The sequence below is a fragment of the Achromobacter sp. MFA1 R4 genome, assembly GCF_900156745.1.
GTDB lineage: Bacteria > Pseudomonadota > Gammaproteobacteria > Burkholderiales > Burkholderiaceae_B > Achromobacter.
Window position 1 is genome coordinate 4,739,327 of record NZ_LT707065.1, and the last position, 22,099, is coordinate 4,761,425.

A 22,099-nucleotide genomic window follows, 5' to 3' on the forward strand; every position below is an offset into this window, starting at 1 on the left:
CCCTCAACCGCAGGATGATCCGGCGCGACAGACGCCGGCAGGAGACAGGTATGGAAAAGATCGGCTTTATTGGCTTGGGGCGCATGGGCAAACCCATGGCGCTGAATCTGCGCCGTGCGGGATTCGAGCTGGTGGTGCTGGACATCAACCAGAAGGCAGTGGACGAGCTGGTTTCGGCCGGCGCGGCGGCCGGTGCAAGCGTGGCCGACGTGGCGCGGCAATGCGGGGTCATCGTGACGATGCTGCCCTCGTCCAAGGAAGTCGAGCAGGTGGCGCTTGGCAGCGACGGAGTTTTCGCTAACGCCGCCAAGGGCAGCCTGCTGATGGATATGAGCACCATTGACCCGCTGGCGACCGACCGTCTTCAGGAACAGGCGCTGGCCCTCGGCTTGACCGTGGTGGACGCGCCGGTGGGCCGCCTTGCCGAGCACGCCGACCGGGGAGAGTCGCTGTTCATGGTGGGGGCAAGCGAAAGCGACTTTGCCAGGGTCCGGCCGCTGCTCGATGCCATGGGTACCACCACGTATCATTGCGGCCCGGTGGGGGCGGGCGGGCGCACCAAGCTGGTGAACAACTACGTGGCGGTCACCCTGTGCCAAGTGAACGCGGAGGCGCTTGCATTGTCGCAGCGCTTCGGGCTGGACATCACCAAGACGCTGCAGGTGCTGTACGGCACGTCCGCCTCGAACGGGCAATTGCGAATGAACTTTCCCAACAAGGTGCTTGTTGGCGACACGGCGCCGGGGTTCACCATCGACCTGGCGCACAAGGACATGTCGCTGATCGTCTCTGCCGCGCATGCCGCCAAGGTGCCGATGCCGGTGGCCGCCGCCGTACACGAGTCCTTTAGCCTGGCGCGGGCAGGCGAGTTCGGCGGGATGGATTTTTCGGGGATCGCGGACGCCATCTGCCATTTCGCGCAGATCGAAAAGCCTCGCGTGCCGGACGGCTGGAAGCCCGGTTGAACCGCATCAGGACCGGGCCGGACTGCGTTTGCGCGGCTGCGCGAGCAGCCGCGCAAACGACAGGTTTACCGGTGCCCGGACGGTAACGCGGGCGCAGACCCAGGTTGTAACCCAATGAGATATTTAACTTTTCATTGCATCGGGCCGTTAAAGGGATAGCGTTACGCAACCCCCGGAGTGGCTCCAATGTTCAAGAATTTAAGTATCCGCGCAATCCTGACGACCGCCTTGGGCGTCTTCTTTGCACTCTTTCTGGTGACCGGCATTGCGGTGTATCAGCAACTGACGTCCAACCGCACCTCCATCGAGGTGATGCTGGACACCAACCTGGTCCGCGCCAACGCGCTGGACGACGCGGCGTCGGACCTGCTGCGCGCCCGCGTGGTGCTGCTGGCGGCGCACAGCGCGCTGCTGGAAGGCAAGAGCCTGGACACCACGGCCAGCAACATGCAGCGCATGGACAGCTACGTCGCCAAAGCCACCAGCCAGATCGACGCCGCGCGCAAGCTGCCGGAAACGTCGCGGCAGGGCAAGCCCCTGTTCGAGGGAGCGCTGGCCGCCTACGACGTCTACACGCGCGAAGCCATCGTCCCGTTGATCGGCGCCATCCGCGCCGGCAACGCCAAGGAGGCCGGCCGCATCAACCAGGAAAAGGTCAGCCCGCTGGGCACCCAGTTCACCCAGGCCATCCAGAAATATGTCGACTTCGCCGACGAGATCGGTCAGCGCGTGGCCCGCGAATCCTCCGCCCGCATCAACGTCGCGATCGTGGTTCTGGTCTGTCTGCTGGCGGTGGTGGCGGCGCTGGTCGTGGGCCTGTACGTGGTCTTTGGCCGCGCGGTCTTCCGTCCGCTGCACGAAGCCGGACGCCTGTTCGACCGTATCGCCAGCGGCGACCTGACCAACCGCATCGAACAGCGCGGCAACAACGAAATCGGCGTGCTGTACGCCGCCGTCAAGCGCATGCAGGACAGCCTGGCGCGCACCGTCTCGGCCGTGCGCGTGGGCGTCGAGGAAATCCATACCGGTTCGCGCGAGATCGCCGCGGGCAACATCGACCTGTCCTCGCGCACCGAGCAGCAGGCGGCCTCGCTGGAAGAAACCGCCGCCAGCATGGACGAACTGTCGTCCACCGTGAAGAACAACGCCGAAAGCTCGCGCAGCGCGGCGCAACTGGCGATGGCGGCGTCCGAAGTGGCCACGCGCGGCGGCCAGGCCGTGGGCGACGTGGTGGGCACGATGCGCGGCATCGCCGACAGCTCCCACCGCATTTCGGACATCGTCGGCGTGATCGACGGAATCGCCTTCCAGACCAACATCCTGGCGCTGAACGCCGCCGTGGAAGCGGCCCGGGCGGGCGAGCAGGGCAAGGGTTTCGCGGTGGTCGCGAGCGAAGTGCGCGCGCTGGCGCAGCGCAGCGCCGCCGCCGCCAAGGAGATCAAGACGCTGATCGACGATTCCGTGCAGAAGGTCTCGGTGGGTTCGGACCAGGTGGAAGCCGCGGGCGCCACCATGCAGGAAATCGTGGCGTCGGTGCGCCGCGTGACGGACATCATCAACGAGATTTCCAGCGCCTCCGAGGAGCAATCGCAGGGCATTGAGCAGGTGAACCAGGCGGTGTCGCAGATGGACAGCGTCACGCAGCAGAACGCGGCGCTGGTCGAGGAGGCCGCGGCGTCGGCCGCATCGCTGGAAACCCAGGCGCAGCGCCTGCGCGAGGCGGTGGCGGTCTTCAAGGTGCAATCGGGCCGCGTGATCGACGCCGACGCGCCCGCGCTGGAAAGCCGGGCTGGCGAACCGGCGCTCATCGGCGCCTGATCCATTCCATGAAAAGGCCGGCCATGAAGGCCGGCTTGCACGTCCCGGGATCCCGGTGTTCCGGGACGTGCGGCAAAGACCCCGCTGCGCAGCGCGCCGGGGTCTTTTGCCTTTGGATTACTGGTCGAGCTGGATCTTGGCGTCGCTGGCGACGTGCTTCCACTTCTTTACATCGCTGGCGATGACTTGCTGGAAGGCGTCCGACGAGCCGGCCACCACCGTGCCGCCCAGGCTGGCCATCTTGGCCTTCACGTCAGGCGCATTCAGCGCCTTGACCGAGGCGTCGTGCAGCTTCGTCTTCACGTTGTCGGGCAGGCCCTTGGGCGCCAGCAGGCCGTTCCAGGCATTGGCTTCGTAGCGCGCCAGGCCGGCTTCCTTGAAGGTCGGCGTGTCCGGCAGTTCCGGCGAGCGCGCATCGGCGGCGATCGCGAGGGGGCGGATCTGCCCGCTCTTGATGTAGGGCAGGGAGGCCGGCACCGGTTCCCAGATCATCGACACCTGGCCGCTGATCACGTCCGTGAACGCCGGGCCTGCGCCGCGGTAGGCGATGTGCATGAGCTTGGCGCTCGTCATCGACTTCATCAGTTCCATCGCCAGGTTGCCCAGGCCGCCCGCGCCGGAGGACGCATAGGTGTACTTGTCCGGGTGTGCCTTCGACTCCGCGATCAGGGCGTTCAGGTCGGCGGCGGGGAAGTCCTTGGTCACGCTCAGCACGCCGGGAACGGTCACCAGTTGCGTGATGGGGGTGAAGTCCTGGGACGCATCGTAGGTCAGGGTCTTGTAGACGGCCGGGTTGGTGCCGTGGGTGCTGGAGGAGGCCAGCAGGATGGTGTAGCCGTCGGGGGCGGCATCGGCGACGTAGCGCGTGCCGATGGAGCCGCCGGCGCCGGCCTTGTTCTCGACCACCACCGTGACGCCCAGTTCGGTACCGAGCTGCGCGGCGAAGACGCGGCCGATGATGTCGGCGGTGCCGCCCGGGGCGAACGGCACGATCATGCGGATCGGCTTGCTCGGGTAGTCGGACTGCTGGGCCGATGCGCCGGCCGCCAGCGTGGCGCCGGTCAGCAACGCCAGCGCGATGGTGGTTTTCTTCAGGGTCATCTCTATCTCCACGAGAAGGTTAGTCGAGGCTGCGGTCCAGCCAATCGACGATCAATCCGGCAATGTGGTCGCTGTTGCGATCCAGCATGCAGAAGTGCGAGTTGCCGGCGATGCCGGCTGCGGGCAGGTCCAGCACGTCGGCGCGTTGGCCGGCCGCGCGCAGGGCATTCCAGTACGCATCGGTCTGGGCGCGATAGCGCTGCCAGGTGTCGTCCGCGTCAAAGTGATCGCCCCAGACCAGCAGTTGCGGCGGCAACTGCCACGAGGCCTGGGCCGGCGTGCCGGTGGGCTCCACCGCCACGACGGCGCGCACGGTGGCGGCGTATTCCTGGGCGAGCTGGGTGGCGAAGCCCCCGCCCTGGCTGTGCCCGATCAGGATGCAAGGCCCCACGAGGTCGAGCAGCGCGCGGTAGGCGTCCATCGCCATGTCGCCGTGCGTCAGCCAGCGCGGGACGAATTGCTTGGAAAAGGTGTCGAAGGCATCGACCGGGAATTGCTGTCCCGGATAGGCGCGGCGCGGTTCGCCCGCGGGCGCATAGCCCGAGGCCGGCCCGATGCGGAACAGGCGCCAGGCCTCTTCCTTGGAGCGGAAGATGGGCGCCGAGTCGTAGACCTGCGGGTACATCGCCCACGAGGCGCGGCCGCGCTCCGGCGCGTCGGACACGAACACGTCGTAGCCCGCCTGCAGCAGCCGCCACAGCCAGCCGTCGCGGCCGTCGGGCGTGCTTTCCCATTGCGCGCCCGTCATGCCGCCGCCGTGCCACAGCAGGACGGGGTAGGGGCGGGTAGGCTGGGCCAGCCGGTACTCCTGCACATACAACTGGCCGGCGCTGTAGCCGCCGTTCATGTCGATGAGGCGCGGCATCGCATTGCCGACCACCTTCTGCTGCTGCATCGGCAGTTCGCCGGCCACGAACTCGGCGCCGCCCAGGTAATGGCTGCGGATGGACTTGAGCAGGACGGGAGCGTCTGGCATAGGGTTTTCCAGAGGTGGACACGGGGATCTTAGTTGCAAGGTGTTTCCACCTTGTGCAAAATGCGCAATCTCTGTGCTGAATGCGCACAGACGATGAGCCGACGATAAACAGGGATCCAGCCCCGGCAGACAGGTGGCGGACCCGAGGTGTAGGAAGACACGTGGACATCAAATGGCTGGAGGACTTCGTCGCGCTGTCGAAGTCGCGCAACCTGTTCCAGGCCGCGGAGGCGCGCAGCGTGACGCACCCGGCCTTCGGGCGCCGCATCAAGGCGCTGGAGGAATGGGCCGGGGTGCCGCTGGTCGAGCGCGGCCACCAGGTGTCGACGCTGAACGCGGCCGGGCGCAGCCTGCTGGCCGCCGCCATCGACGTGCTGGACATCCTGCGCGAAACGCGCGAAGCGCTGCAAAAGCCCGAGCAGGAACGCGCCCGCAAGATCGTCATCGCATCAGGCAAGACGCTGGCGCATTCGGTGCTGCCGGGCCTGATGGCCGGTGTGCAGCGGGGCCTGCCGGCGTTCCAGTTGAAGGTGATCACCACCACGCTCAACTACGGCGTCGACATGCTGCAGGACGGCGAGGTCGATTTCCTGCTGTGCCATGCGCACGAGCCGCTCTACGCCAAGATCGACAATCCGAACTACCGGTGCCGGCGCGTGGGCGCCGACAAGCTGGTGGCGGTCAGCGCCCCGGTCGCGCCCGGCGGCCGCCATCCCCGGTATGCCGTGCCCAAGCTGGCCTCTGACCCGCCGGTGCCATTCCTGGCCTATGCCGACAGCATGTCGCTCGGCCGCATCCTGCACGACAAGCTGCGCGGACTCTGCGAGGTGCCGCTGCTGCAGACCATGTACGAATCGGACCTGGCCGACGCGCTGCATGCGATGGCGCGCCAGGGCTTTGGCCTGGCGTGGCTGCCGCACACGCTGGTCGATCCGGACCTGCGCGATGGCACGCTGGTGCGCGCCGACGGCGCGCGCAACGACATCCATATGGAGATCCGGCTGTACCAGTCGGTGGGTAACGCCAAGCCGCTGGCGCGCGAGGTCTGGAGCCGCGTCGAGGCCTACGCGGCGCGGTAGCGGCACCCGTTTGGCAGGGGCCGGTCCTTCATGGGGACAAAAGATGCCAGCCGCCCCGCGCAGGCATAAAATAGCCGTTTGCCCCTTTCCCGCACACACAGGAAGCCAGCGCCATGAACGCACGCATCCCCGAAGACGCATTGCCGCCCACCCTCGATCCGAAAGCCCTGCAGGACTTTGTGGACGACAAGTGGGACAACGAGATCATCCCCGCGCTGACCGACTACATCGCCATTCCCGCCAAGAGCCCGGCCTTTGACGCCGACTGGGAAAAGAATGCGTTCATCGAGCGCGTGGTGCGCGATGCGGCGCAATGGGTCGAAGCGCAGAAGGTGTCCGGCCTGAAGCTCGAAGTGGTGCGCCTGCCGGGCCGCACGCCCGTCATCTTCTTTGACGCGCCCGCCACCCGCAGCGACAACGGCGACACCGTGCTGCTCTACGGTCACCTGGACAAGCAGCCCGAGTTCTCGGGCTGGCGCGCGGGCCTGGGCCCGTGGACGCCCAAGTACGAAGACGGCAAGCTCTACGGCCGGGGCGGCGCCGACGACGGCTATGCCGTGTACGCCTCCCTGACCGCCATCATGGCGCTGGACAAGCAGGGCATTCCCCGTCCGCGTTGCGTGGGCATCGTCGAAACCTGTGAAGAGTCGGGCAGCTACGACCTGCTGCCCTACGTGGACGCGCTGCGCGACCGTCTGGGCAATGTGGTCCTGGTGGTCTGCCTGGATTCCGGCGCCGGCAACTACGACCAGCTCTGGATGACCACGTCGCTGCGCGGCATGGTGTCGGGCACGCTGGAAGTCCAGGTGCTGGATGAGGGCGTGCACTCGGGCGACTCCAGCGGCGTAGTGCCGTCGTCGTTCCGCATCCTGCGCCATCTGCTGGACCGCCTGGAAGACAGCGCCACCGGCCGCCTCCTGCCGCAAAGCCTGCATTGCGAGATCCCCGCCGAACGCATCGAGCAGGTGTCCGCCACCGCCCGCATCCTGGGCGACGAAGTCTGGCGCCGGTTCCCCTGGAGCTGCGGCGCCGACGGCGGCTTTGTGCTGCCCATGACCACCGAACCCGAACAGGCGCTCCTGAACCGCACCTGGCGTCCGACCCTGTCGGTGACCGGCGCGGAAGGCCTGCCGCCGCTGTCCAGCGCCGGCAACGTGCTGCGCCCGCGCACGGCGTTCAAGCTGTCGCTGCGCCTGCCGCCGTTGGTGGACGCCGTGGCCGCCTCGCAGGAAATCAAGGAACTGCTGGAAGCCGACGCGCCCTACAACGCCAAGGTCATCTTCAAGGCCAACGAAGGCGCCGCCACCGGCTGGAACGCCCCGGCCACCGTGCCCTGGCTGACGCAGGCCCTGGACGCCGCCTCGCAGCAATACTATGGCGCGCCGTGCGGCTACATCGGGCAGGGCGGCACCATCCCGCTGATGAGCATCCTGCAAAAGGGTTTCCCGCAGGCGCAGTTCATGGTCTGCGGCGTGCTGGGTCCCAAGTCCAACGCGCACGGCCCCAATGAATTCCTGCACGTGCCCTATGGCAAGAAGCTGACGGCAGCGGTGGCCCAGACCATGGCGGCGATGCCGGCATGATTTCCACCTCTGATGCCTACGCCAATGTGGTCGAGGAAACCCGCCACTGGCTCAACCAGGCGGTGATCGGCCTGAACCTCTGTCCCTTCGCCAAAGCGGTACAGGTCAAGGACCAGATCCGCTTTGCGGTCAGCGACGCCACCGATGCCGAGGGCGTGCTGACCGACCTGCAGGACGAACTGGCGCTGCTGGCCGAAACCGATCCCGAAAAGATCGACACCACGCTGCTCATTATCCCGGACGCGCTGGACGACTTCCTGGAGTTCAACGACTTCGAAGACCTGTCGGACCGCCTGCTCAAGCGCATGCGCCTGGTGGGCGAGCTTCAGGTGGCCACGTTCCATCCGCAATTCCAGTTCGCCGACACGCAGCCGGACGACATCGAAAACTACACCAACCGCTCGCCGTATCCGATCCTGCACCTGTTGCGCGAAGACAGCATCGACCGCGCCGTGGAGTCCTTTCCGGACGCGGCCGAGATCTACGAGAAAAACATCGGCACGATGAACAAGCTCGGCCTGGATGGCTGGAAAAAGCTGATGACCCGTTCCTGACCGGCCCCGCCCGCGCCGGCGGGCGGGCGGTTTCCGGACACGTTCCCTAAATATTTTCTGGTTATATAGGTACGGATTTTTTATACCGGTGCCAGGCGCTGCCGTGCGCCTGCGCAGCGCCATTCTGAGGGGAATAATGGTGCGCCGAGGCCCTGCTGGTCATACCAGCCATACGGCGCAGAAAAATTTCACGAAACTTACGGCAAGGGTTTTCCCCCTACGTCCCCTCCCTGTTTGCCGCTAGCATCCCCCCCGAAAATCAATAAGCGCGACAGTTTGTTACCCGCAGGATCGCGCGTCGGGGCTCCACCAATCCGTCCCGGAATTGAGAGAACTTTACCCAAAGTTGGAGAGACTAGATGCAACGCCGTTCCTTTCTGAAAAAAGCCACCCTGGGCGCTGCCGCCGGCGGCGCGACCCTGGCGGCGCCCGCCATTGCCCAGGAGGCCCCCACCCTGAACTGGCGCCTGGCGTCCAGTTTTCCGCGTAGCGCGGATGCCATCTTTTCCGGTGGCGAAAGCGTCGCCAAGTACGTGTCGGAAGCCACGGGCGGAAAATTTTCCATCCGCGTGTTTCCCGCAGGCGAAATCGTCCCGGCCCTGCAAGTGCTGGACGGCGTCCAGAACGGCACGATCGAATGCGGCCACAGCGCGTCGTACTACTACTACGGCAAGGACCCCGTCCTGAGCTTTGACGCGGCTGTTCCGTTCGGCCTGAACACGCGCCAGATGAATTCGTGGATGCGTCACGGCGACGGCCTGACGCTGATGCGCGAAGTCTTCAAGGCCTACAACATCGTCAACTTCCCCTGCGGCTACACCGGCACGCAGATGGGCGGCTGGTTCCGCAAGGAAATCAAGACCGTCGACGATCTGAAGGGCCTGAAGTTCCGCGTCAGCGCCTTTGCTGGCGCCGTGCTTTCGCGCCTGGGCGTCGTGCCGCAGCAGATCGCCGGCGGCGACATCTACCCGGCGCTGGAAAAGGGCACCATCGACGCGGCCGAATGGATCGGCCCCTACGATGACGAAAAGCTGGGCTTCAACAAGGTCGCCCCGCACTACTACTATCCGGGCTGGTGGGAAGGCACGCTGCAGGTGTCGCTCTACGTCAACCAGGACGCCTACAACAAGCTGCCCAAGCAGTACCAGGCCATCCTGGCGCAGGCCTCGGCCGCGGCGACCAACGACATGATCGCCAAGTACGACGCCGAGAACCCGGCCGCGCTGCGCCGCCTGATCGCGCAGGGCGCCAAGCTGCAAGCGTTCCCCAAGCCGGTGATGGACGCGTGCTACGCCGAAGCGGTCAAGCTGTACGAAGAAATGGGCGCCAAGAACCCTGCCTTCAAGAAGGTCTACGAAAGCATGAAGAAGTTCCGCGACGACCAGCTCCCCTGGTTCCGCGTCGCCGAAGGCAGCTATGACAGCTACATGGGCACGATCAACCGCGGCAAGTAAGCGGCCACTGGTCTTGCCGGCGCGCGCGGATGTGCCGCATCCGCGCGCGCTTGCCGGTTCTCTTCTCTCCCGAGTTGCATATTGACCGCGCGCCATGCGCCGCGCGGTCCCGGAATCCAACATGAATGCCCTTCTAGCCCTATCCCGGTTGATCGATGCGATCAACACGGTGGTCGGCCGGTGCGTGACGTGGCTGACGCTGGTCGTCGTCGTGGTCAGCGCAGGCAATGCCATCATCCGCAAGACATTCCAGACCAGTTCGAACGCCTGGCTCGAATTGCAGTGGTACTTGTTCGGCGCGATCTTCCTGCTCGCCGCCGGCTACACGCTCCTGCGCAACGAACACGTGCGCGTGGATGTGCTGTCTTCGCGGCTGTCGCGCCGCAAGCAGATCTACATCGACATCTTCGGCGTCATCTTCTTTCTCATGCCGGCCTGCCTGCTGATCACGTATCTGTCCTGGCCGGTGTTCATGGACTCCTTCCTGACCAACGAGCAGTCGTCGAACACCGGCGGGCTGGTGCGCTGGCCGGTGAAGCTGCTGATCCCGGTCGGCTTCGGCCTGCTGGTGCTGGCGGGGCTGTCGCACCTGATCAAGTGCATCGGTTTCCTGATGGGCAAGTGCCCGGACCCCGGCGCCCGCCCCACCGAGATGTCGGCCGAGGAAGCCCTGGCCCTGGAGATCGCCGAAGAAGCGCGCCAGCGTGAAGAACGCGCCCTGGGCGCGCACCGCGCGGAAGGACCCGGCGGCAGCCGCGACAAGAACGGACAGGACGGACGCTGACCATGGAATTTCTGACTGCAAACATGGCCCCCATCATGTTCGCCACGCTCGTGGCGTTCCTGCTGCTGGGCTTTCCGGTGGCGTTCGCGCTGGCGGCCAATGGCATTCTCTTTGCGCTGGTGGGCATCGAACTCGGCCTGCTGAACGTCGCCTTGTTCCAGGCATTGCCGCAACGCATTTTCGGCATCATCGCCAACGACACCTTGCTGGCCGTGCCATTCTTTACCCTCATGGGGCTGGTGCTGGAACGGTCAGGCATGGCCGAGGACCTGCTAGAGACCATCGGCCAGTTGTTTGGCACCGTGCGGGGAGGGCTGGCGATCGCCGTGGTCTTCGTGGGCGCCATGCTGGCGGCCACCACGGGCGTGGTGTCGGCGTCGGTGATCTCGATGGGCCTGATCTCCCTGCCCATCATGCTGCGCTACGGCTACGACCGCAGGCTGGCAAGCGGCATCATCGCCGCCTCCGGCACGCTGTCCCAGATCATTCCGCCGTCGCTGGTGCTGATCATCCTGGCCGACCAGTTGGGCCGTTCCATCGGCGACATGTACCGCGGCGCCATCGTGCCGGGTTTCCTGCTGGCGGGCACGTATGTGCTGTTCGTCGTCATCATGTCGTACATCCGGCCGGGCTCGGCGCCGGCGCTTCCCGAGGAGGCGCGCTCGTTCCGTGAAGACAACGGCACGCGCGGCGGCCGGTCCCTGCTGGTGCTGATGGTGATTTCGGCGCTGTCGGCGTACTTCGTCGGCCAGTACATCGAAACCGACACGGCGCCCGTGGACGAGCAGATCGTGCTGTCGCTCCTGATCTGGGGCCTGACCGCCTTCATCATCGCCGGCGTCAACAAGGTGTTCAAGATCGGCATGCTCTCGGCCCTGGCCGAGCGCGTGACCTTCGTGATGATCCCGCCGCTGTTCCTGATCTTCCTGGTGCTGGGCACGATCTTCATCGGGGTGGCGACACCCACCGAAGGGGGCGCGATGGGCGCGGTGGGCGCCATCATCATGGCCCTGGTCCGTGGCCGCCTGACGCTGAACCTGCTCAAGCAGGCGATGGACACCACGACCAAGCTGTCGACCTTCGTGGTGTTCATCCTGGTGGGCTCCACGGTCTTCGGCCTGACCTTCCGCGGCGTCAACGGGGATCTGTGGGTCGAGCACCTGCTGGTCAGCCTGCCGGGCGGCGAGCTGGGCTTTCTCATCGCCGTCAGCGTGCTGACGTTCGTGCTGGCGTTCTTCCTGGACTTCTTCGAACTGGCTTTCATCATCGTGCCCCTGCTGGGGCCCGTCGCCGACAAGCTGGGCATCGACCTGATCTGGTTCGGCGTCCTGCTCGCGGTGAACATGCAAACCTCGTTCATGCATCCGCCCTTTGGCTTTGCGCTGTTCTATCTGCGGTCCGTCGCGCCCAAGGACCGATACAAGGACAAGGTCACGGGCAAGATGATCGAGCCCGTGACGACGGGGCAGATCTATCGCGGGTCCATTCCGTTCATCGTCATCCAGCTGGCGATGGTCGCAGCGGTGATGGCGTTCCCCGGACTGGTCATGCACTACAAGAGCGATGAGGCCAAGGTCGATGCGACCAAGGTGAAAATCGAGGTGGACACGTCTTACGGGACCAGCACCTATGGCAACGACGATCCGGGAGCCGGCTTCAAATAGCGGGCGATCCGCGGGCATGCAGCACAGGCATGTCCGATAGGAACGGAAGACAGGTGTGCACGTCAGGTGCGCACCACAGGGAATGCCGGCAGCGATGCCGGCATTTTCATTTGGGGATATCCCTAAATGGCACCCGCGTTGTATCGCATACAGAATACCGTCACCGTGACGGCATCCGCCCGTCAGGTGTCAGGTGGCCTGTGTGCCCGTTGCCTTGTTCGGAGAATCGAATGCGTATGTCCCGCCGCCGCGCCCTGGGCGCGCTCGCCGCCTTGCCGCTGATTTCCCGCCCCGCCTGGGCCCAGCAGAACGCCTTTCCCACGCGCCCGGTGCGGCTGCTGGTGGGCTTTGCGCCCGGCGGCCTGACCGACATCGCCGCCCGCGCGCTGGCCGAGCGCATGGGCAAGACGCTCAAGCAGAACGTCGTCGTCGAGAACCGGCCGGGCGGGCAGGCCATCATCGCCACCGTCGCCGTCGCGCGAGCCGAGCCGGATGGCTACACCCTCGGCTTTGCCGGCACCAACGGCATGATCCTCAATCCCTTGCTTTACAACAACCTGCCGTACCAGCCCTCGGACTTCAAGCAGCTCGGATCGATGGGCAAATCCCCCATGCTGCTGATCGTGCATCCCGAACTGGGCGTGAACAGCGTGCAGGAATTCGTCGCGCTGGCCCGCAAAAAGCCCAACGACATTACCTGCGCGCATGCCGGCCGCGGCGTGATCAACCATTTGGCGCTGCTGCACTTCCAGTCCAAGACCGGCACCCAGTTCCAGGACGTGCCCTATAAGGGCAGCGGTCCCGCGCTGCTGGACCTGATGGCGGGCACCGTGCAAAGCACGTTCGACTTTCCCACGTCGGCGCTGCCCCACATCAAGGCGGGCAAGGTCAAGGTGCTGGCCGTCACCTCGGACAAGCGGCTGTCCAGCCTGCCCGACGTGCCCACCATGAAAGAAGCGGGTGTCGACGACTTCGAGCTTTACACCCGCATGATGATCTCGGGTCCGGCGGCCATGCCTGCCGACGTGGCCAGGACGCTGGAGCACGCCGTGCGGGAGGGCACGCGCGACCCCAGCCTGGTGCAGCAGTTCGCGGAGCAGGGCGTGGCCGTCGAGTTCACCTCGTCGGCCGACCTGGACAAGGTCATCGCCGACGAATCGGCCATGTGGGCCCAGGTCATCAAGGCCAACAACGTGCCCAAGACGGACCTGAAGGCTTGAGGCCGCGGCGGCCAAGGAGACGACTGTGACCCAGCCCCGCATCACCGTAACGCCCGAACGCGCGCTGATCGACGTCGAGCGCGACATCCGCATCGAAGGTTTTCCCGCCTACGCCTTCATTACCGTCACGGCCAGCATGCGCATGTGCGGCGCGTCGTGGCGGTCGGAGGCCGTCTTCGTGGCCGGGCACGACGGCCGCCTGGACCTGCGCCGCGACTGCCCGGTGTCGGGCTCTTATGCCGAGCCCGCCGCGATGGGCATCGTCTGGTCCATGGTGTGCCAGGACATGGACCAGGTGGTGTTTCCGCCCGACAGCACCGACGCGCTCACCGTGCACCTGCACGCGACGAACGGGGCATTGTCGGCCGAAGCCACCTTGATCCAGGAGTTCCTGGCGGCCGGCGTCACCCACCGGTCGGTGCGTGAAGAGGTGGACGGCATGATGCTGTCCGGCGAGCTCTACGTCCCGGCCGGTCCCGGCCCGCATCCGGCCGTCATCTACATGAACGGTTCGTCGGGCGGCGTCAATGCGCCGCGCGCCGCGCTCTTTGCCGCCCGCGGTTACCAGTGCCTGGCGCTGGCGATCTTCAACTACGAAGGGCGGCCGAAATACCTGAACGACATGCCGCTTGAATACTTCGAGTCGGCGCTGAAATGGATCCGCAGATCCCTGCAGCCGCGCGATGGCTTCGTGGCGGTGTCGGGGATCAGCCGGGGCGGCGAGACCTCCCTGCTTGTCGCCTCGCATTTTCCCGACCTGGTGAGCGCCGTCGTCGCCTATGTGCCGTCGCCCGTCATGCATGGCGTGGTCAGCGCCGGTTCGCCCGGAACGGGGCGCGACGCCCAGGTCTGGACCCGCCACGGCGAACCGCTTCCGCACCTGTGGCAGGACAACGCCACGGCAGACTGGAACGCCGCGTATGCGTCCGAGCCGCCATATCGGCAGACCCTGGCTTTCCTGAGCGCCACGCGCGATGCCTCGGCATTCGAGCGGGCGCGCATCCCGGTCGAAAACTATCCCGGTCCGGTCATGCTGGTCAGCGCGTCGGACGACGGCTTCTGGCCCAGCACCGCCTATTCGGAAATGGTGGTGCGCCAGCGCCAGGCGCACGGGCTGCCGACGTTCCACTACGTGTGTGCAGGGGCCGGCCACCACGTCCACTATCCGTGCCTGCCCGCCACGCTGATCAACAAACCGCACGCCATGTCGGGCCTGCTGCTGGATGCGGGCGGCACGCCGTCGGCAAATGCGGCGGGCAATGAGGGGTCGTACCGGGCGGCGCTGGACTTTCTGGCGCAGGCGCGGCAGAGGCAGGGCGCGGTCGAATAGCCCTGGCGTGGCGGCCCGCGCCGATCAGTTCCGGCGCACCGCCTCGACCTGGATCTTCAGCTTCACTTCGGGCTTGAAGCCCTTGTCCAGCCCGAAGTCCAGGCCGAAATCCTTGCGGCTGAATTCCGTGGAGGCATCGGCGCCGCAGACCTCGCGCTTGACCATCGGGTGATCGATGCACTTGAAGTCGTCGATCTCCAGTTTCACCGGGCGCGTGACGCCGCGCAGCGTCAGGTCGCCCGTGGCCTCTTCGGGCTTGTCGCCGTCGAATTTGGTGAACTTGCCCTTGAAGGTGGCGGTGGGGTATTTGGCCGCGTTGAAGATGTCTGGGGCGACCGCATGCTTATTCATCTCGTCATGGCCGAAGTCCACCGAGCCGATATCCACGGTGACCTCCAACGTGCCCGTGCGCGCCTGGCGGTCCAGCACGACGACGCCGCTCGATTGGTTGAACTTGCCGCGCCAGGTCGACAGGCCGCCGAAGTGGTCGGCCTCGAAGCTGGGGTAGGTGTGCGAGGGATCCAGGTCATAGGTGACCGGCGCGGCGGTCGCGGCGGCGGTCAGCGCCAGCGCGCCGGCGCCCAGCAGCAGGGACGGGATCAACTTCATTGCGGCTCCTTGGAGATGGCTGCGAAAGCACGAAGATAACATTCAGTTCGTTGTCAGCAGGCGGCCTAAATCAAAAATCCGCGGTGCGGTGGCGTTCACCGCCCGAAGGCATCAATCCACCTTGCCCAGCCACGCCGACAGGTCCTGCAAAGTCTCGCGCAAGGCGTTGAACCGCTGTTCGCCCAAGTGCGCCTTCCATTCCTGTTCGACGGCGGCGACGCAGCCACGCATCAGCGCATACATCTCCTGGCCTTTGGCGGTGAGCTGCAGCTCGGTCGAATTGGATGCGGGCCCGGGCCGGCGCAGGAGATACCCGCGCCGCTCCAATTCGGCCAGCACATAGTTCATGGCCTGCCGCGACACATTGCATTGGCGGGCAAGCTCGATCGGCCGGCGGCCGTGGGGGCCGGGGTACATGAAGACGCCAAGCTCAGTTGGCGACACATCGAAGCCGTGTTCATTGACGGTCGCCAGCATGCGCGCGACGACATGCTCGCGCGGCAACCGCAACAAGGAACCAATCATGGGCTGAGCGGCTTGCGTGTCGGATCTGGCGCTGTTTTTTCTGCTGGACATGGCGTAAAAAATTTGTACACTGGTGCGTAAAGAACCTTTACGTGGAGTATGCCATGAGCCAAGACCAAGCCGTTGAAGGCGACGACGTGATTCGAGTGGGACAACTGGAAATCCGCTACTTGCAGCAAAGCGGCCGTGGCAACCAGATGGGCGCGTTTGAACTGCGCGTGCCACCGGCCTCCAACGTGCCGCCTGCGCACAGCCATGCCAACGAGGAGCTGATCTACGTGCTGGAAGGCACCTTGCGATTTACCGTCGGCGGTGAAACGCGCGACCTGCGCCCTGGCGATTCAATGACCACGCCGACCGGCGTGGCTCACGCGTTCAGCAATCCGCATGGCGTGACGGCCAGGGCCCTGGTGATCAATACGCCGGAAATCAGCGCCGATTACTTTCGCGAAATGGCGGCCTTGATCAACGGCGGCGGGCCGCCGGACCGGTCCCGGATGCTGGAGACGATGAAGCGTTTCGGATTGACGCCGGTCGCGCCTGCCCCAACGGCATGATGGCCGGCGGGGCGCCTACTCGTCGTTCGCCCATTCGACCTGCACACCGAGGCTGCGCAGGTTCTCGACAAATTGCGGATGGGCGCGGCGGATCGGGGTGGCGTTGCGGATTTCGGAGCGGCCTTTGATGCTGCTGGCCACCATGAAGAGCGCGATCGCCACGCGGATGATGTAGGGGCTTTCCACCACCGCGGGCGTCAGCGGATTGCCGCCGAAGGTCACCACGCGGTGCGGGTCCGACGAGAACACGTGCGCGCCAAACTTCGAGAGCTCGCCCGTCCAGCCCAGCGCGCCGTCGTAGACCTTGTTCCAAAACATCGCATTGCCTTCGGCGCACACGCCCAGCGCAATGAAGATCGGCAGCAGGTCCACCGGGAAATACGGCCAGGGCGCCGCCTCTACCTTGGTCAGCACGTTGCTGGTGAAGGGCGTCTGCACCTTCAGCGGCCCCGAGCGCAGCGCGCGCGACCACCCGTCCTTGTGCTCGATCGTCACGCCGAACTTGGCGAACGTGCGGTCGATCAGGGGGAAGTTGCCCGGCGTGCTGTTGCGCACCACCACGTCGCCGCCCGTGATCGCGCCCAGCGCGAGGAAGGTCGTGATCTCGTGGAAGTCTTCCTCGAAGGTGAATTCGCCGCCGCCCAGTTGCTTGCCGCCCCGCACCGCCAGGCGCGACGTGCCGATGCCGTCGATCTCGGCGCCCATCATCGCCATGAAGCGGCAGAACTCCTGCACGTGCGGCTCCGAGGCCGCATTGGTCAACGTGGACTCGCCCTCGGCCGCGGCCGCGCAAAGCACGAAATTCTCGGTCGTCGTCACGGACGCATAGTCCAGCCAATGGTGCGTGGGCTTGAGCGGGCCGCCCGCGCGAACCAGCAGCGACCCGCTGGCGCGTTCCACCTCGCCGCCAAACGAGCGGAAGATGTCCACGTGCGGATCGATCTCGCGCACGCCCAGCGTGCAACCCTTGACGTTGTCCTCCAGCCGCGCCACGCCAAAGCGCGCCAATAGCGGCGGCACCAGCATGATCGACGACCGCATCTCCTCGGGCAGCCGGTGCCTGGCCGCGTCGAAAACCGTGTTCTTGTGATGCAGTTCCAGCGTGCGCGTCGCGTCGTCCAGCCGGACGTCGCTGCCCAGCGTGCGGAAGATGTCCAGGATCTTGCGCACATCGGTGATGTCCGGCACCCCATGCAGTTTCAGCGGCTGATCGGTCAACAGCGTGGCGCACAGAATCGGCAGCACCGCGTTCTTGTTGGCCGAGGGGACGACGCGGCCGCGCAGGGGCGTGCCGCCGTGGACGATGAGGTTGGACATGGGGATGGACGCGCCAGGAAAGAAATAGGGGAGAGCGCCGCGATTGTACTGGGGTCTCCCGGGCGCCATTCCCCACCAAACACCCCAAGACATTTCAATCTGAAAGCGACCGCGGCACCCGGGCGTCCGCGGATGTCGCCGCGCGGCATTGGCCAGCGATCGTCCAGTTCGCGTCGCCGCTGCGGCCAACGGGGACACGGTATTCGGGTTCTCACATATATGGACAAATACGATAATTATAAATATGATTCTTGCACATAAAGCGGAAAGCGTTCCGACGCTGCGATCCGCTGGGCCGTACGGGTGAAACCTCAGCAATACCAGACGAAGGCCTTCACACAGGAGGAGGGGAAATGGAAGCTACCGCAACTGCACCACGTTCATCATCGATGTCAAAAAGGGACAAGCGCGTCATCGTCGCTGCGTCCCTTGGCACGGTGTTCGAGTTCTACGATTTCTTTCTGATCGGGCTTCTTGCCGCCGAGATCGCTCGCGTGTTTTTCTCGGGTGTGAATCCGACGGCGGGATTCATCTTCACGCTGCTCGGGTTTGCGGCGGGCTTCATGCTTCGCCCGTTCGGCGCCATTGTCTTTGGCCGACTGGGCGACCTGGTGGGGCGCAAGTACACGTTTCTCGTCACCATCGTGCTGATGGGCGGCTCCACATTCTTGATCGGCGTGCTGCCCTCCTACGAATCGGCCGGCCTCATCGCGCCAATCGGTTTCGTCGTGATGCGCATGGTCCAGGGCCTGGCGCTGGGCGGGGAATTCGGCGGAGCCATGATCTACGTCGCCGAGCATGCCCCGACGAACAAGCGCGCAACCTGGACGGCGTGGGTGATCCTGACGGCGGCGGTTGGTTTCCTGCTGGCAGTGGCCGTCATCATCCCGCTTCGGCTCACCATGGGACAGGAGACATTCGCCGCATGGGGCTGGCGCATTCCGTTCATCATCTCCATCTTGCTGCTACTCATCTCGCTGTGGATCCGCCTGAAGCTGGACGAGTCTCCCGAGTTCAAGAAAATGAAGGCGGAAGGCCGCGCGTCGAAGTCTCCGCTTGCCGAGACCTTCGGCACCTGGAAGAACGTACGCCTCATCCTGATCGGCGCGCTGTGCATCCTGCCAGCGCAGGCGGTGCTCTGGTATACGGGCCAGTTCTACTCGCTGTTTTTCCTGACCAAGGTGCTCAAGGTCGAAACGCTGACGGCGAACTTCATGTTGATCGTCGCGACGCTGCTTACCGCGCCGCTCTATATCGTCTTTGCCAATCTTTCAGACCGCATCGGCAGACGTCCCGTCTACATCGGCGGTTACGTGCTCGCGGCGTTGCTGACGATTCCGGTTTTTCAAGGGCTGACGCATTTTGCAAACCCCGCGCTGGAACGCGCCCAGCAGGCCGCGCCTATCGTGATCGCGGCAAATCCGGCTGATTGCTCGGTCCAGTTCAACTTGCTGGGGACGAGGAAATTCACGTCGTCATGCGACGTTGCAACCAATGCCATGACGACGCTGGGGCTGAACTATACGAGCACGCCAAACACGGACACGAACCTTGCCGAAATCCGGGTAGGCGACAAGGCGATCGTGTCTTATCGGGGGGACGCCTCGAATGCGGCGCAGGAAAAGCAACGGTTCGATGCCGAGTTGCGCGCCGCGCTTGTCGATAAAGGCTACCCGCTTGGCACCGCCAATCCCCAGGACGTCAATGCCCCCGTCATCGTCGTGCTGCTGATGGTGCTGCTCAGTTTCGGAACCATCACATTTGCCCCGTCCACGACATCGCTGCTGGAAATGTTCCCGTCGCGCATCCGCTACACCGCAATGTCATTTCCGTACCACCTGAGCGCGGCCTGGTTCGGCGGATTTCTGCCTGCGACGGCCTTCGCGATCGTGGCGGCCACGGGAAACATCTACGCGGGCTTGTACTACCCGGTGGGCATTGCGGCGGCCTGCACGGTGCTGAGTCTGGTGTTCGCGCGCGAAACCAAAGGGACGGACATCTCCCGAGGGTGAAGGCAACGGCCGAATGCCGGATTGCAGTCCTACCCAGGACGAGACATAGAGAAGGAGACAACCATGAAAATACGGGAATACAGCCCGCTGATAAGAAGTCGGCTTGCGGACCTCATCAACGCCTACCGGGCAGACGATGCGTGCGCGAGTTACCTGCTGTGCGACCGCCACGACCCGCAGAAAATTGCCTATCGCATCGTGACAAGCGATGGGGAGGCCACCGCCGTCACCTATGGCCGGCTGCGTGAGCGCTCCGAAAGACTGGCCGCAGGCCTGAAAAGCCGGGGCTACGGCGTGGGAGATCGCATCGCGTCGCTGATGTCCAAGGGCGAGGATTACCTCGTCACGCTGCTTGCCATCTGGCGGCTGGGCGCCGTGTACGTACCGCTTTTCACCGCGTTTGCGAAGCCAGCCATTGAAATGCGGCTGGCCAGCAGCGGTGCGAAGCTCGTGGTCTGCGACGAGGCCCAGAGGCCGAAGCTCGATGGGCTGGTCGGCGCGCTTCCCGGGCTGGCGCTGGCAATCGCGGGCGCCGGGGGCGGAAGCGACCTCACGTTGGCCGACATCGAGATGAGCGGAGAAAGCGAATTTCGAGCTCACCGTACTTCGGGCGACGGCGCCGTGATCGAGGTGTACACGTCCGGCACCACCGGAAAGCCCAAGGGGGTCGTCGTGCCGCTGCGAGCGGTCGCGGGCTTTCAGGCATATGGCGAATTCGGTCTTGGCCTCGTCCCGAGCGACATTTTCTGGAATGCCGCTGACCCCGGTTGGGCATATGGCCTCTATTTTGGCGTGCTGGTTTCGCTGTCGACGGGGGTCGAATCCATTATGCATGTCGAGAAATTCACGCCTGACGGCACGCTGGCCGTGCTCAAGCGCGAAGGCGTGACCAACTTTACCGCGGCTCCCACCGTTTACCGCAGCCTGAAGGCGCACGGCGTCCCTGACGGTTATGTCGCCTTACGGTGTGCTTCCAGCGCGGGAGAACCGCTCACCCCGGACGTGAACCAATGGGCGCCAGCCAGTCTGGGGGCGCAGGTTCACGACCACTTCGGCCAGACGGAAGCGGGGATGCTGCTCAACAATCATCACCACCCCGACCTCTCAATGCCAATCAAGCCGGGGTCGATGGGGCGCGCGCTGCCGGGCTGGGACATGACCGTCATCGACCCGGCGACGCATGAAGAACTGGGCTCCGATCAACCCGGATTGCTCGCAGCCCGCCTATCTGACAGTCCGTTGGCATGGTTTGAGGGATATGCCAACTCTCCCGAAAAGAACGGTGACCGGCTGACGCCCTGCGGGCGGTGGTATCTGACGGGAGATCTTGCTTCGTATGACCCCGAGGGATATTTCCGCTTTTCGTCGCGTGATGATGACGTGATCATCATGGCGGGTTATCGCATCGGGCCCTTCGACGTGGAGTCGGTCATCGCGTCGCATCCCGCAGTGCGCGACGTGGCGGTCGTTGCCGTGCCCGACCAGATCCGAGGCGAAGTGCTCGAAGCGGTCGTCGTCTTGAACCAGGGCTATGCCCCCACCGAGGAACTGTCCGAGGCGCTCAAACAGAAAGTGCGTACGGATTACGCGGCGCATGCCTATCCGCGTCGCATTCACTATCGGGACGAACTGCCCAAGACACCGTCCGGAAAAACCCAACGTTTCGTATTGCGCAGAGAGCTGCGCGACTGCGCGGAGGTCAAGGCATGATCATTGCAGGTGCGGCTGGAATCGTGACGGGCGCGGCGTCCGGGCTGGGGCGCGCTACCGCGGAGTTGCTGGCGGAGCAGGGCGCCAGGCTGGTCCTGCTGGACATGAATGGGCAGGGGCTTGAGCGCGCCAGATCGGACCTGCCCGGCAATCACCTGGCCCTTCAAACCGACGTATGCAATCCGGAGGAAGTGAAGGCAGCGGTGCAAGCTGGCGCGGCCGCGTTCGGCGAGTTGCGTTTCGTCGTCAATTGCGCCGGCGTGCCGTCGGCTGCCAAGACGGTTTCGCGGGGAGTGGCCCACGACCTGGAGCTATGGAACCGCATCGTTGCCATCAACCTGACGGGATCCTTCAACGTGTTGCGCCTCGCGGCCGAAAAAATGATCCATAACCGCGTCGACGCGCAAGGCGAGCGCGGCGTGATCGTGAACACAAGTTCGATCGCCGCGTTTGACGGACTGAAAGGACAGGCCGCGTACAGCGCAAGCAAGGCCGCGATCGCCGGCATGACGCTGCCGATTGCACGCGACCTGGCCGAATACGGCATCCGCTGCATGGCAATCGCGCCGGGGGTCTTTGAGACGGAACTCACGATGAATGTGCCGCAAAAGGGCATGGAGGCCATGGAAAAGGGCTTTCTTTGTCCGAAGCGCAGCGGCCTTCCGGCGGAATTTGCCGCAATGGTGCAGACCATCCTGGCCAATTCCTACATCAACGGGACGTGCTATCGGCTGGATGGCGGCACGCGGTTCGCCCCGTGACGGGTTCCTATGCAGGCGCGATAAGAAATGTGGGTGCGGCGCGATGGGTCGCTGCAACGTAAATGCCGATGACTGGCGAG

General features: G+C 65.0%; 19 protein-coding genes. 14 read left to right on the forward strand and 5 right to left on the reverse strand.

The genetic code is table 11. From position 1 onward, the window contains the following. The first annotated feature begins 14 nt into the window (after positions 1-14). Positions 15-965 carry an NAD(P)-dependent oxidoreductase gene (locus BXA00_RS21700; RefSeq protein ID WP_076520466.1) on the forward strand — a complete coding sequence of 317 codons (951 nt, stop codon included), beginning with the start codon at positions 15-17 and terminating at the stop codon, positions 963-965. A 186-nt stretch (positions 966-1,151) separates the two neighbouring features. Beyond that, positions 1,152-2,783, forward strand: a complete 1,632-nt coding sequence (locus BXA00_RS21705) for a methyl-accepting chemotaxis protein (protein ID WP_076520467.1) — start codon at positions 1,152-1,154, stop codon at positions 2,781-2,783. A 117-nt stretch (positions 2,784-2,900) separates the two neighbouring features. On the opposite strand, the gene BXA00_RS21710 is transcribed toward BXA00_RS21705, so the two are convergent. Both BXA00_RS21710 and BXA00_RS21715 read right to left on the reverse strand, forming a co-directional pair. Beyond that, on the reverse strand, positions 2,901-3,884 hold the full coding sequence (locus tag BXA00_RS21710; RefSeq protein ID WP_076520468.1) for a tripartite tricarboxylate transporter substrate binding protein: 984 nt from the start codon (positions 3,882-3,884) through the stop codon (positions 2,901-2,903). Between the two features lie 19 nt (positions 3,885-3,903). Further along, positions 3,904-4,860 (reverse strand): alpha/beta fold hydrolase, encoded by a 957-nt coding sequence (locus tag BXA00_RS21715; RefSeq protein WP_076520469.1) that lies wholly within the window; start codon positions 4,858-4,860, stop codon positions 3,904-3,906. Between the two features lie 161 nt (positions 4,861-5,021). Between BXA00_RS21715 and BXA00_RS21720 the strand changes: the two genes are divergently transcribed. The 8 genes from BXA00_RS21720 to BXA00_RS21755 all read left to right on the forward strand — a co-directional run bounded on the left by BXA00_RS21720 (position 5,022) and on the right by BXA00_RS21755 (position 14,528). After that, complete coding sequence (locus tag BXA00_RS21720; RefSeq protein ID WP_076520470.1) at positions 5,022-5,939, forward strand: LysR family transcriptional regulator; 918 nt, start codon at positions 5,022-5,024, stop codon at positions 5,937-5,939. A gap of 113 nt (positions 5,940-6,052) precedes the next feature. Continuing rightward, positions 6,053-7,522, forward strand: coding sequence for a M20 family metallopeptidase (locus BXA00_RS21725; protein ID WP_076520471.1), 1,470 nt, complete (start codon positions 6,053-6,055; stop codon positions 7,520-7,522). Then, positions 7,519-8,076 carry a DUF1415 domain-containing protein gene (locus tag BXA00_RS21730; RefSeq protein WP_076520472.1) on the forward strand — a complete coding sequence of 186 codons (558 nt, stop codon included), beginning with the start codon at positions 7,519-7,521 and terminating at the stop codon, positions 8,074-8,076. Before BXA00_RS21725 ends, BXA00_RS21730 begins: the two co-directional genes overlap by 4 nt. 359 nt (positions 8,077-8,435) lie before the next feature. Then, positions 8,436-9,530, forward strand: coding sequence for a TRAP transporter substrate-binding protein (locus tag BXA00_RS21735; RefSeq protein ID WP_076520473.1), 1,095 nt, complete (start codon positions 8,436-8,438; stop codon positions 9,528-9,530). A 121-nt stretch (positions 9,531-9,651) separates the two neighbouring features. Next, a complete protein-coding gene (locus BXA00_RS21740) occupies positions 9,652-10,314 on the forward strand; it encodes a TRAP transporter small permease subunit (RefSeq protein ID WP_076522063.1) in 663 nt (220 codons plus the stop codon). A gap of 2 nt (positions 10,315-10,316) precedes the next feature. Further along, entirely contained in the window at positions 10,317-11,978 is a 1,662-nt protein-coding gene (locus tag BXA00_RS21745; RefSeq protein ID WP_076520474.1) for a TRAP transporter large permease subunit, read from the forward strand. A gap of 230 nt (positions 11,979-12,208) precedes the next feature. Further along, entirely contained in the window at positions 12,209-13,198 is a 990-nt protein-coding gene (locus BXA00_RS21750) for a tripartite tricarboxylate transporter substrate binding protein (protein ID WP_076520475.1), read from the forward strand. A 25-nt stretch (positions 13,199-13,223) separates the two neighbouring features. Beyond that, the gene (locus BXA00_RS21755; RefSeq protein ID WP_076520476.1) at positions 13,224-14,528 is read left to right on the forward strand and encodes an acyl-CoA thioesterase/bile acid-CoA:amino acid N-acyltransferase family protein; all 1,305 of its coding nucleotides are present in this window, start codon (positions 13,224-13,226) and stop codon (positions 14,526-14,528) included. Positions 14,529-14,552: 24 nt separating this feature from the next. Here BXA00_RS21755 and BXA00_RS21760 read toward each other — a convergent pair whose 3' ends face one another. Continuing rightward, complete coding sequence (locus BXA00_RS21760) at positions 14,553-15,137, reverse strand: YceI family protein (protein ID WP_076520477.1); 585 nt, start codon at positions 15,135-15,137, stop codon at positions 14,553-14,555. A gap of 111 nt (positions 15,138-15,248) precedes the next feature. Then, positions 15,249-15,662, reverse strand: a complete 414-nt coding sequence (locus tag BXA00_RS21765) for a MarR family winged helix-turn-helix transcriptional regulator (RefSeq protein ID WP_076520478.1) — start codon at positions 15,660-15,662, stop codon at positions 15,249-15,251. Between the two features lie 92 nt (positions 15,663-15,754). On the opposite strand from BXA00_RS21765, the gene BXA00_RS21770 reads away from it, so the two are divergent. Beyond that, a complete protein-coding gene (locus tag BXA00_RS21770) occupies positions 15,755-16,219 on the forward strand; it encodes a cupin domain-containing protein (protein ID WP_231952128.1) in 465 nt (154 codons plus the stop codon). A 15-nt stretch (positions 16,220-16,234) separates the two neighbouring features. On the opposite strand, the gene BXA00_RS21775 is transcribed toward BXA00_RS21770, so the two are convergent. Beyond that, on the reverse strand, positions 16,235-17,536 hold the full coding sequence (locus tag BXA00_RS21775) for a UDP-N-acetylglucosamine 1-carboxyvinyltransferase (RefSeq protein ID WP_076520480.1): 1,302 nt from the start codon (positions 17,534-17,536) through the stop codon (positions 16,235-16,237). Positions 17,537-17,889: 353 nt separating this feature from the next. Here BXA00_RS21775 and BXA00_RS21780 point away from each other — a divergent pair, with 353 nt between their 5' ends. The 3 genes from BXA00_RS21780 (at position 17,890) to BXA00_RS21790 (ending at position 22,019) form a co-directional block, all read left to right on the forward strand. Next, positions 17,890-19,548, forward strand: a complete 1,659-nt coding sequence (locus BXA00_RS21780; RefSeq protein ID WP_076520481.1) for an MFS transporter — start codon at positions 17,890-17,892, stop codon at positions 19,546-19,548. A gap of 63 nt (positions 19,549-19,611) precedes the next feature. Further along, positions 19,612-21,258 (forward strand): AMP-binding protein, encoded by a 1,647-nt coding sequence (locus tag BXA00_RS21785; RefSeq protein WP_076520482.1) that lies wholly within the window; start codon positions 19,612-19,614, stop codon positions 21,256-21,258. A 23-nt stretch (positions 21,259-21,281) separates the two neighbouring features. Continuing rightward, entirely contained in the window at positions 21,282-22,019 is a 738-nt protein-coding gene (locus BXA00_RS21790) for an SDR family NAD(P)-dependent oxidoreductase (protein WP_231952129.1), read from the forward strand. Positions 22,020-22,099: the final 80 nt, after the last annotated feature.